The organism is Micromonospora cathayae, assembly GCF_028993575.1.
Classification (GTDB): domain Bacteria; phylum Actinomycetota; class Actinomycetes; order Mycobacteriales; family Micromonosporaceae; genus Micromonospora; species Micromonospora cathayae.
In genome coordinates, this window is record NZ_CP118615.1 from 5,644,531 (window position 1) to 5,654,327 (window position 9,797).

Annotated in this window: 12 protein-coding genes; 4 read left to right on the forward strand and 8 right to left on the reverse strand. The window is 73.5% G+C overall.

Going from position 1 to position 9,797, the window contains the following annotated elements; translation table 11 throughout:
* Window position 1 precedes the first annotated feature (1 nt).
* Genes PVK37_RS24940 through PVK37_RS24950 form a run of 3 tightly spaced genes read left to right on the forward strand, consistent with a single transcriptional unit; the run spans window position 2 to window position 2,063 of the window.
* On the forward strand, window positions 2–739 hold the full coding sequence (locus PVK37_RS24940; RefSeq protein WP_275030242.1) for an enoyl-CoA hydratase/isomerase family protein: 738 nt from the start codon (window positions 2–4) through the stop codon (window positions 737–739).
* Complete coding sequence (locus tag PVK37_RS24945; RefSeq protein WP_275030243.1) at window positions 736–1,551, forward strand: VOC family protein; 816 nt, start codon at window positions 736–738, stop codon at window positions 1,549–1,551. Before PVK37_RS24940 ends, PVK37_RS24945 begins: the two co-directional genes overlap by 4 nt.
* Window positions 1,548–2,063 carry a flavin reductase family protein gene (locus PVK37_RS24950; protein WP_275030244.1) on the forward strand — a complete coding sequence of 172 codons (516 nt, stop codon included), beginning with the start codon at window positions 1,548–1,550 and terminating at the stop codon, window positions 2,061–2,063. Before PVK37_RS24945 ends, PVK37_RS24950 begins: the two co-directional genes overlap by 4 nt.
* A gap of 80 nt (window positions 2,064–2,143) precedes the next feature.
* Here the strand turns inward: PVK37_RS24950 and PVK37_RS24955 are convergent, their stop codons facing one another.
* From PVK37_RS24955 to PVK37_RS24980, 6 genes are read right to left on the reverse strand one after another with little or no spacing between them, the layout of a single operon-like run.
* Window positions 2,144–2,629, reverse strand: coding sequence for a MaoC family dehydratase (locus PVK37_RS24955; RefSeq protein WP_275030245.1), 486 nt, complete (start codon window positions 2,627–2,629; stop codon window positions 2,144–2,146).
* Between the two features lie 9 nt (window positions 2,630–2,638).
* A complete protein-coding gene (locus PVK37_RS24960) occupies window positions 2,639–3,385 on the reverse strand; it encodes an enoyl-CoA hydratase/isomerase family protein (RefSeq protein ID WP_275030246.1) in 747 nt (248 codons plus the stop codon).
* Window positions 3,382–4,338, reverse strand: a complete 957-nt coding sequence (locus tag PVK37_RS24965) for a zinc-binding dehydrogenase (RefSeq protein WP_275030247.1) — start codon at window positions 4,336–4,338, stop codon at window positions 3,382–3,384. The genes PVK37_RS24960 and PVK37_RS24965 overlap by 4 nt, the downstream gene beginning before the upstream one ends.
* A complete protein-coding gene (locus PVK37_RS24970) occupies window positions 4,335–5,078 on the reverse strand; it encodes a nitroreductase family protein (protein ID WP_275030248.1) in 744 nt (247 codons plus the stop codon). Before PVK37_RS24970 ends, PVK37_RS24965 begins: the two co-directional genes overlap by 4 nt.
* Complete coding sequence (locus PVK37_RS24975) at window positions 5,075–5,824, reverse strand: nitroreductase family protein (RefSeq protein ID WP_275030249.1); 750 nt, start codon at window positions 5,822–5,824, stop codon at window positions 5,075–5,077. The genes PVK37_RS24970 and PVK37_RS24975 overlap by 4 nt, the downstream gene beginning before the upstream one ends.
* Complete coding sequence (locus PVK37_RS24980; protein ID WP_275030250.1) at window positions 5,821–6,831, reverse strand: nuclear transport factor 2 family protein; 1,011 nt, start codon at window positions 6,829–6,831, stop codon at window positions 5,821–5,823. Before PVK37_RS24980 ends, PVK37_RS24975 begins: the two co-directional genes overlap by 4 nt.
* 125 nt (window positions 6,832–6,956) lie before the next feature.
* Here PVK37_RS24980 and PVK37_RS24985 point away from each other — a divergent pair, with 125 nt between their 5' ends.
* Window positions 6,957–8,105, forward strand: a complete 1,149-nt coding sequence (locus PVK37_RS24985; protein ID WP_275035225.1) for an acyl-CoA dehydrogenase family protein — start codon at window positions 6,957–6,959, stop codon at window positions 8,103–8,105.
* A gap of 122 nt (window positions 8,106–8,227) precedes the next feature.
* On the opposite strand, the gene PVK37_RS24990 is transcribed toward PVK37_RS24985, so the two are convergent.
* Both PVK37_RS24990 and PVK37_RS24995 read right to left on the reverse strand, forming a co-directional pair.
* Window positions 8,228–8,866 (reverse strand): TetR/AcrR family transcriptional regulator, encoded by a 639-nt coding sequence (locus tag PVK37_RS24990; RefSeq protein WP_275030251.1) that lies wholly within the window; start codon window positions 8,864–8,866, stop codon window positions 8,228–8,230.
* 85 nt (window positions 8,867–8,951) lie between these two features.
* Window positions 8,952–9,686, reverse strand: coding sequence for an SDR family oxidoreductase (locus PVK37_RS24995; RefSeq protein WP_275030252.1), 735 nt, complete (start codon window positions 9,684–9,686; stop codon window positions 8,952–8,954).
* Between the last annotated feature and the right edge of the window lie 111 nt (window positions 9,687–9,797).

A 9,797-nucleotide genomic window follows, 5' to 3' on the forward strand; every position in this document is an offset into this window, starting at 1 on the left:
GGTGACCATCACCCTCACCCATGGGCACGACGGCCGCGTCGCCCGCGTCCGCTTCGACAACGCGGCACGCGGCAACTGTCTCGACGACGCCACGCTCGGCGAACTCGTCGGAACCCTGGAAACCGCCGCCGCCGACGAGGACTGCGTGGTCGTCCACCTCGAGATGGCCGGCCGGCACTTCTGCGGCGGCTGGGACACCAGGTCCTTCGCCGCCCTGCGCGATGCCGGACAGGAGACGGTCGCGGCCGGGCTGCGCGCCAGCGACGCCGCGCTGCGCCGCATCCGGCAACTCCCGGTGCCCGTGGTCGCCGGTGTCCGGGGACAGGTCGTCGGGATCGGTGCCGGCCTGCTCAGCGCGGTGCACCTGCCGGTCGCCGGGGCGAACGCCCGACTGTCGCTGCCCGAGGCCCGCTACGGGTTCGCGCCCGCCGGGGTCGGCCACACCATCGCCCAGGCCCTTCCCCGGCCGCACGCCTACCACCTGCTCACCGGCGCGGCCAGCGCCACCGCCGCCGACCTGCTCGCCTGGGGGCTGGTCGCCCAGGTGGTCGCCGACGAGGACCTCGACCGCACGGTGGACGCCCTGGTCGACGCGCTGCTGGCGGTACCGGGGCGGACGCTGCGGGCGGTGGTCGAGGTGGTCGAGTCCAGCCTGGCCACCGGGACCGCCGACCAGGCGTACCAGATCTCGGCCCGCACGATCGTCGCGGGCCTGACCGCACCGGAGGTGTCCGGATGAGCCGACGATTCAGGCCCGGCGAGGCCGTCTGGGTGGAGCTGTGCACCCCGGACCCCGAGCAGGCCGTCACCTTCTACAGCGCGCTGCTCGGCTGGACGGTCCGCCCCGAACGGCTGGGCACCACCACCTACCGGATGTGCAGCGTCGACGGACACGACGTGGCCGGCATCTCCGACGCCACCGCGCTGCACGGCGGCCGGCCCCGGGGCTGGATCGCCTACTTCGCGGTCGACGACATCGCCCGGTCCGCGCAGCAGGCGGTCGCGCTCGGCGGTGAGCTGGTCACCCCGCCGCGCTACCTGCCCGCCGCCGGCACCGGCGCGGCGGTCATCGACCCGTTCGGCGCCGCCTTCGGGCTCTACCAGGGCGAGTCCCGCGCCGGGGTCCAGACGCTCAACTCGGTCGGCGCGCTGTGCTGGAACGAGCTGGACACCGGGGAACCCGCCCGGTCGGTGGCCTACTACCAGGCGCTGTTCGGCTACACCACCGAGCAGCGCGGCGACTCGCCGACGGCCCGGCCGTACACCCTGCTGATGCTCGACGACGTCCCGGTCGCCGGGGTCCTCGAACTGGACAACGAGTGGCCCAACCTCATCCCGTCGAAGTGGATCACCTACTTCGCCGTCGCGTCCCTGGACGACGCGCTGGCCCGGGTCACCGCGTTGGGCGGTACGCCCACCGTCGGGCCGGTCGACAGCCCGCACGGGCCGCTGCACCTGGTGAAGGACCCCGGCGGGCACACCCTGTGCCTCATCCAGCTCGAAGCCGGACTCCGCGAACACCCCTCCTCCCACCCGGCGGTGAACCGATGATGGCCGAGCCCCTGTTCGACACCACCGAGTTCCGTCAGGTGTGCGGGCACTTCCCCACCGGCGTGACCGCGGTGACCGCGGTGACCGCGGACGGTACGGTCGCCGCGCTGACCGTGAACTCGTTCACCTCGGTCTCGCTGCGCCCGGCGAAGGTGCTGTTCTGCGTCACCAGCCACTCGTCGAGCTTCCCGGTGCTGACCACGTCCGACCGGATCGCCATCCACATCCTGAGCCAGAACCAGGAGGACGTGGCCCGCCGGTTCGCCACCTCGGGCCTGTCCGGCGCGGAGAAGCTCGACGGGGTGTCCTGGGTGCCCGGCCCGGACGGGGTCCCGCTGCTGCCCGGCACACCGGCGATCCTCGCCGGACGGCGCGACGAGCTGATCACCAGCGGCGACCACGTGATCATCCTGCTGGACGTCGACCACGTGCACCTGAAGCCGACCACCGTGCCGGCGCTGTCGTTCTACCGGGGCCGGTTCGTCGCCCCGTCCGACGCGATCGCCGAGTAGGCACACAGCCGGGCGGGGTCACCGGAAGGTGACCCCGCCCGGCTGCTGCGCGTCCGGGCCGCCGGCGGCGGCGGGCGGTGTCAGTCGTGGTAGCGGAACAGGATCTCCGCCACGCAGCAGGGCTGCGACTCGTCGGCGAACTCCACGGCCACCGACGCCTTGGCCTGCACGCCCCCCGGACCGCCCCCGGCCGCGGCGAGCGGCTGGGCGGCGACGAGCGTCGCGGTGCCCTGGATCGCCACGCCCGGCGGCAGCGGGCGGATGAACCGGACCCGGTCCAGCCCGTAGTTGACCCCCATCGAGAAGGTCTCCACCTCCAGGATGTCCGCGAGCAGCCGGGGTACCAGGGCCAGGGTCAGGAAGCCGTGCACGATCGTCGTGCCGAACGGTCCGGAGCGGGCCCGCTCGACGTCGACGTGGATCCACTGGTGGTCCCCGGTGACGTCGGCGAACCGGTCGACCTGTTCCTGGGTCACCACCTGGGGTTCACTGGCCCCCAGGTACTGCCCCACCAGGTCCAACAGGTCGCTCGGGGTACGCACGGTGGTGCGCTGCGCGGTTCGCATGGTCGTGGATCACTTCCGTTCCAGGGGACGAGGGGTGGGTGGGGCTGCCGCCTGGGCCGCGACGTGGGCGGTGAGGGTCTGCCACTCGCGGTCCCAGGCCGTCTCGGCGACGGTCGGCCGGGCCAGGTGCACCATCCGGCGCACCGCCGCCGGGTCGAGGGCCGCGATGCGGTCGGTCAGCACGTCGACGTGCCCGACGAGTTCCGCGTCGGCGACCACCTCGCTGACCAGTCCCCGGTGGGCGGCCTCGCCGGCCGACCAGGTCTCGCCGGTGAGCAGCAGCCGGCGGGCCAGCGCCGGGCCGACGGCCAGCGGCAGCAGGACGCTGGAACCCCAGCCGGGGACCTGCCCGACGGCGATGTGCCGGTCGCCGAGGCGGGCGCTGTCGGCGGCGACGGCGATGTCGCAGGCGAGCAGCAGTTCGAGCCCGCCACCGAAGGCCGCCCCGTTGACCGCGGCGACGGTGGGCACCCCGGCCGCCAGGATGCCGCGCACCAGGCGGCGGCCCCGGTCCAGGAAGGCCCGCAACGCGGGCAGGTCGCCGAGCAGGGCGGTGGCCTCGGCCAGGTCCGCGCCGGCGCAGAAGCTCCGGCCGGTTCCGGTCAGCACGAGCACCCGTACGCCGGGGTCGGCGGCGTCGGCCAGCCACCGTTCGAGACCGGCCAGCACGGTGCTGTCGCAGGCGTTGGCGGCGCCGGGCCGGTCGATCCGGGCCCACAGGGCGGGTCCGCGCCGGGTGACCTCGACGGAGGTCACGTCAGGCTCACGCAGAGCTTGCCGAACCCGGTGCCGGCGAGCATCCGGTCGGCCTGGGTACGGACGTCGGCGAGGTCGACGGTGCTGTCGACGGTGGGCCGGACGAGGTGGGTGTCGACGAACGCGACCAGGGCGCGGAACTCGTCGAGGGTGCCCATGGTCGACCCGTGCACGGTGATCTCCCGGGCGAACAGCCGGGTCAGGTCCAGGTCGGCGGTGAAGCCGCTGGTGCCGCCGCACACCACGATGGTGCCGCCGGCCCTGGTGGAGCGCACCGAGTGCCCGAACGTCGCCGGGCCGACGGTCTCCACGACGACGTCGGCGAGTTCCGGCACCCGGTCGCCGCTGTCCAGGGCGGCGGCGGCACCGAGGGCGAGCGCCCGGTCCCGCTTGGCCGGGGACCTTGAGGTGACGAACACGGTGGCACCGGCCGCCGTGGCCAGGCCGATCGCGGCGGTGGCGACTCCCCCGCCCGCGCCCTGGACGAGCACCACCCGTCCCGGTCCGACCGTGGTCCGGGTGAACAGCATCCGGTACGCGGTCAGCCAGGCCGTCGGCAGGCAGGCGGCCTCCGCCCAGCTCAGGCCGGCCGGCTTCGGTACGAGGTGGTGCGCCGGGACGGCGATGCGCTCGGCGAGGACCCCGTGGCCGGCGTCGGGCAGCAGGGTGGCGTGGGGGACGGTCCGGCCGTTCGGCGCGGTGGGCAGCACGGGGTAGACGATCACCTCCCGCCCGTCGGCGACCCCGGCGGCGTCGCTGCCGATGACGTGCGGGCCGCCGTGCGGTCGGGGTCCGACACCGCGCAGCGTCCAGATGTCGTGCATGTTCAGCGCGCCGGCCCGGACGTCGACGTGCACCCAGCCGGGCGGTGCGGTCGGGGCGGGGAGGTCGCCGACCCGGATCGCCTCGACCGGGTGGTCGGCGGACGGCTCGACCAGGTAGGCGGCTCTCATGCCGACGCCGGCTGGCCGTCGGCGGGCGGACCTGGCCGGGTGGATCCGGCCGGTTCGGTGGGGCCGTTCCAGAACGCCACCTCCGCCAGGTCGGCCCGGGCGGCGGGGCGGAAGTCGACACCCCGGGTGTAGGCCACCGGGAGCAGGGTGATCGGCCGCCAGTCGGCGGGCAGGCCGAGCACCGCCTGGACCCGACTGGCCTTGTGGGCCAGGGCGGTGGCCATCACCGAGCCGAGGCCCCGGGAGCGCAGCGCGAGCTGGAAGGACCAGGCGAACGGGAAGATCGAGCCGTAGTAGCCGGACGCGGTGCCGCCGACCGGCTTCTCCGGCAACGGCTTGGTGCTGCACAGCACCACCAGGACGGGTACCTGTTCGAGGTGGTCGACCAGGTGTTTCACCGCGCGCAGGATGCGGGCCTGCCGGGCCTGGGACGCCGGGTCGGCGCGGACGGTCGGCGACAGCCGGGTGGTGGTCGCCGCCTCGCCGTCGGCCAGCGGCCGCTCCACGGTCTGGTACCAGATCTCGGTGTACAGCTCGGACAGCTTGCGTTTGAGGGTGGGGTCGTCGACCGCGACGATGCGCCAGTCCTCGAGGTTGGAGCCCATCGGCGCCTGCTGCGCGATCCGCAGGCACTCCTCGACGACGGCCCGGCCGACCGGCCGGTCGAAGTCCATCCGGTGCCGTACCGCGCGGGTGGTGGTCAGCACCTCGTCGATGTCGGTGATCACTCTGGTGCTCATCCGGGGTCCTCTCCCGTGAGGCGGTCGACGGGTTTGTCCTGGTACGGCAGCGGGGTTCCCCAGCGGTCGAGGTAGGCGACGGCGTTCACCGGGCGGCGGGCGGCGGGCCGGAAGTCGGTGCCGACGGTGTAGGCGACCGGGAGCATGGTGATCTGGAGCGCGTCGTCGGGGATGCCGAGCAGTTCGGCGGCGCGGGCGGCGTGGTGCAGGTGCAGGGTGGTGATGACGGTGCCGAGGCCCCGGGCCCGCAGCGCCAGGTTGAACTGCCAGATCGCCGGATACAGCGAGCCGTAGACGGCGGAGTTGGTGCCGGGGCCGCCGGTGGCCGGGTTGGGCCGGGTCGCGCACGGGATGACCAGGTACGGTGCCCGGCCGATGGTGTTCGCCAGGTGTTCCGCGCCCCGCAGGATCCGGGCGGTCCGGGGGCTGACCGCGCCGTCCGCGTCGACCCCGCCGAGGCGGCCCTTCACGGTGCTGCTCTCCGCGCCCGCCGCGCTGTGCAGCGGCGCGTGGACGTGCTCCAGGTAGGCGGCGTGGTAGAGCTTCCCGAGTTCGGCCCGCAGGGTCGGGTCGCCGACCACGACCCACCGCCAGTCCTCGGCGGCACCGCCGGTGGGCGCCTGGAGGGCGAGCTGGAGGCACTCGCCGACCACCCCGATCGGCACCGGGCGGTCGAGGTCGAGGCGGAGCCGGACCGACCGGGTGGTGGTCAGCACGTGGTTCAGGTCGGTGAACGGCAGGGTCATCGGCCGACCTCCGCGTGGTAGCCCATCAGGTCGGCGATGTGCAGGGTGTCGCAGTACTCGCGCACCCCGGCGATGCCGTCGGCCCGGACGTCGACCACCCAGAGGTACCGGTTCTGGTAGCGGGAGCCGTCGGCGAGGGTGGCGTCGCCGCTGGCCTCCACGGCGACCAGGGTGTCGTCGGCGATCCAGCGGTGCGGGGTCACCGTGACGGCCGCCGACCGGTAGCCGCCGGTGGCGAGCCGGGCCCGCATGGCGGCGAGTTTCGCGGTGATGGTGACGGTGCCGTGGAACGGGCCGTTGGCGTCGATGTCGCCCCGGCGGTGCGGCCGGCCGAGGTCGCGGTTCCGGCCGGTGTCGGTCCACCAGGTGGCGTCTTCGGTGAACAGGGCCCCGAAGGCGTCGAGGTCGCCGCCGGCCAGGGCCGGCCACATCGCCAGGGCCGTCGTCACCGCCGGGGGCGCGTCGCCGGGGTCGGGCGCGGGGCGGGCCGCCGGCTCGTCCGGCCCGGGGTAGCGGTCGGGGCGGGCCGCCGGGGCGTCCAGGCTGCTGCGGGGTACCGGCTCGCCACCGCCCACCACCTGCTGGGCGTGGATGGTGTCGAGGTACTCGCGGACGGAGACGACGGCACCGGACGGGTCGACGTCGAACACGAACCCGTACCGGTTGGCGTACTCGAGGCCGCTGGCGTGTACGCCGTACCCCTCGACCTCGATGACGCACCAGTCGTCACCGGCGACGATCCGGCGCGGGATCTGGCGGCAGCCGGTGGGGAACGCGGTCGGCCCGAGGTCGCGCATCAGGGCGAGCTTGTCGTCCATCCGCAGGACGCCGTGCAGCGGGAACCGGCCGCTGCCGGTCGGCGCGAGGTCCGGGTCGCCGCCACGGCGGTCCGGCCCGGTGTCGACCCACCAGGTCGCGCCGGGGGCGCACAGGCGGGCCAGGCCACCGAGGCTCCCCCGGTCGAGCGCGGAGACGAAGTCCATTCCCGCCCGGACAGCACGTGTCACCAGGGGCCCCCTACATACCGACTGGAAGGTATTTACCACGGCAGGGGCGACGAACTCAAGGGGAGCGTTTCATACCGACCGGATGGTATTCTCTCGCGGACAGGTCGTCGACGAGGGGGTTCGTGGTGTTCGAGGCGTACCAACTGCCCGAGGAGCACGCGGCGGTCCGGGAGGCCGTGCGCGCGGTGTGCGACGCCAAGGTCGCCCCGCACGCCGCCGCCGCCGACGAGACCGCCGAGTTCCCCCAGGCGTCCTACGACGCGCTGCGCGCCGCCGACTTCCACGCGCCGCACATCCCCGCCGCGTACGGCGGCGCCGGCGCGGACGCCCTCGCCACCGCGATCGTCATCGAGGAGGTCGCCCGCGCCTGCGCCTGCTCGTCGCTCGTCCCGGCCGGCAACAAGCTGGGCACCATGCCGCTGCTGCTGGCCGGCGACGAGCCGCTCCGGCAGCGGTACCTGCCACCGGTCGCCCGGGGCGAGGCGATGTTCTCGTACTGCCTCTCCGAGCCGGAGGCCGGCAGCGACGCCGCCGGCATGCGGACCCGGGCCGAACGCGACGGCGACACCTGGGTGCTCAACGGCGTCAAGCGCTGGATCACCAACGCCGGCCTGAGCGAGTACTACACCGTCTTCGCCGTCACCGACCCGTCCGCGCGGTCCCGGGGCATCTCCGCGTTCGTGGTGGAACGCTCCGACCCCGGGGTCAGCTTCGGCGCGCCCGAGAAGAAGCTGGGCATCAAGGGCTCTCCCACCCGCGAGGTGTACCTGGACAACGTCCGCATCCCGGCGGACCGGATCATCGGCGCGCCGGGCACCGGCTTCGCCACCGCGATGCGGACCCTGGACCACACCCGGGTCACCATCGCCGCGCAGGCGGTCGGCATCGCCCAGGGCGCGCTCGACCACGCGCTGGGCTACGTGCGGGAACGCCGCCAGTTCGGCCGCCCGATCGCCGACTTCCAGGGCATCCAGTTCATGCTCGCGGACATGGGCATGACCCTCGAGGCGGCCCGCCAGCTCACCTACGCCGCGGCCGGGAAGTCCGAGCGCGGCGAGCCGGACCTGACCTACTTCGGCGCGGCGGCGAAGTGCTTCGCCTCGGACGCGGCGATGCGGATCACCACCGACGCGGTACAACTGCTCGGCGGCTACGGCTACACCCGGGACTTCCCGCTGGAGCGGATGATGCGGGACGCGAAGATCACCCAGATCTACGAGGGCACCAACCAGGTGCAGCGGGTCGTGATGGCCCGCCAGCTCCTCGCCGACTGATTCCCGGCCGGTCAGCCGCCGGCGGTCAGCTCCGGGCGGTCAGCTCCGGGCGGTCAGCTCCGGGCGGAGCGTCGGGGCGGGTGGACCGGCCGGGGCTGGCGGACCGGCCGGGGCTGGCGGGCTCAGGCGGACAGCCCCTCCAGGACCATCGCGCTGAACTGACGCGCCACCTCGTCCACGCTGAGCGGACCGCCGACGTTGAGCCACTGGTACGCCCAGGCACACATGCCCACCAGCCCGAAGGTGGCGATACGCGGGTCGACGTCGGCGCGGAACACCCCCCGGGTGACACCGTCGGCGATCATCCCGGCGAACGCCGACTCCACCACCCCACGCTTGCGGGTCACCTCGGCGAACAGGTCCGCGGTGAGGTTCCGCCGCTCCTGGTAGAAGATCGTCACGTGCGCCCGGTACTCGGCCACGCTGGTCAGGCTGAACCGGATCAGCTCGGCCACCCGGACCTTCGGGTCGTCGCTGTCGGCCTCGATCTTCTGGATCGCGGCGAGCTGCGCCTCCAGGTACTCCTCCTGGATGTGCCGCAGCAGGTCGTCCTTGCTCTCGAAGTGGTGGTAGAAGGCGCCCTTGGTGAGCCGGGCCCGGTCTGCGATCTCCTGCACCGACGTACGGTCGAAGCCACGCTTCTCGAACAGCTCCAGCGCGCTGGCGATCAGCGACTTGCGGGTGTTCTCCGGGTCGTAGCCGTCCGGCCAACGTTGCCGACGCCGGGTCGACTCCGGCCGGGTGGACGTGGCACGCGCCATTGGTGGCCTCCTATCCCGTGCACAGCCCCACAATGCTACCGTCCGGTCGGAAGGAATGGGGAACGCCACCCGGAACCATCGACGATCAGGCGGCTCCCCCGTTGACGTACACCACCTGACCGTTGATCCAACGGGCCGGGCCGGCCAGGAAGGCCACCACCTCGGCGGTGTCGGCCGGATCCCCCAGCCGGTTCATCGGGGACGACGCCGCTATCCGGGCGATCGTCTGCTCGTCCTTGCCGGCCAGGAACAGCGCGGTCGCCGTGGCACCGGGCGCGACCGCGTTCACGGTGACGTCGCGTCCGGCCAGCTCCCGGGCCAGGATCAGGGTGATCGCGTCCACCGCGGCCTTGCTGGACGCGTAGGCGGCGTAGCCGGGCTGGGAGAGCCGGGGCGTCGTACTGGAGATGTTGACGATCGCCCCGCCGGACCGGACCCGACGCGCCGCCTGCTGGTCGACGACGAAGGTGCCGCGCACGTTGGTCCGGTGCACCCGGTCCAGTTCGGCCAGGTCCAGCTCGGTCAGCAGCGCGTGGGAGGCCACCCCGGCCGCGTGCACCACGACGTCGATCCCGCCGTACGTCCGCTCGGCGACGTCGAACAGCTCCGCCACCGCCACCTCGTCGGCGACGTCGGCCCGCACCGCGACGGCGTCTCCCCCGGCGGCGACGATCGTCGACACGATTCGCTCCGCGTCGTCCTTGCTGGTGACGTAGTTGAGCACCACCGAGAAACCGTCCGCCGCCAACCGTTCCACGATCCGCCGGCCGATACCGTGGGCACCACCGGTCACGATCGCGACACGCGGCGGGACAGTCATGGTGGCTCTCCTAGGGTTCGCGGATCCACGGCCGTGGGCCGTACCGGCGACCGGATTAGATCAAGGGCGATCGCCGGCCGTCCATGGTCCGAACTGGCGGGACCTGCGACG

Coding starts and splice junctions, on each gene's coding strand:
- PVK37_RS24945 (WP_275030243.1), top strand. CDS start 736: ATGAGCCGACGATTCAGGCCCGGCGAGGCCGTCTGGGTGGAGCTGTGC.
- PVK37_RS24950 (WP_275030244.1), top strand. CDS start 1,548: ATGATGGCCGAGCCCCTGTTCGACACCACCGAGTTCCGTCAGGTGTGC.
- PVK37_RS24955 (WP_275030245.1), bottom strand. CDS start 2,629: ATGCGAACCGCGCAGCGCACCACCGTGCGTACCCCGAGCGACCTGTTG.
- PVK37_RS24965 (WP_275030247.1), bottom strand. CDS start 4,338: ATGAGAGCCGCCTACCTGGTCGAGCCGTCCGCCGACCACCCGGTCGAG.
- PVK37_RS24970 (WP_275030248.1), bottom strand. CDS start 5,078: ATGAGCACCAGAGTGATCACCGACATCGACGAGGTGCTGACCACCACC.
- PVK37_RS24975 (WP_275030249.1), bottom strand. CDS start 5,824: ATGACCCTGCCGTTCACCGACCTGAACCACGTGCTGACCACCACCCGG.
- PVK37_RS24990 (WP_275030251.1), bottom strand. CDS start 8,866: ATGGCGCGTGCCACGTCCACCCGGCCGGAGTCGACCCGGCGTCGGCAA.
- PVK37_RS24995 (WP_275030252.1), bottom strand. CDS start 9,686: ATGACTGTCCCGCCGCGTGTCGCGATCGTGACCGGTGGTGCCCACGGT.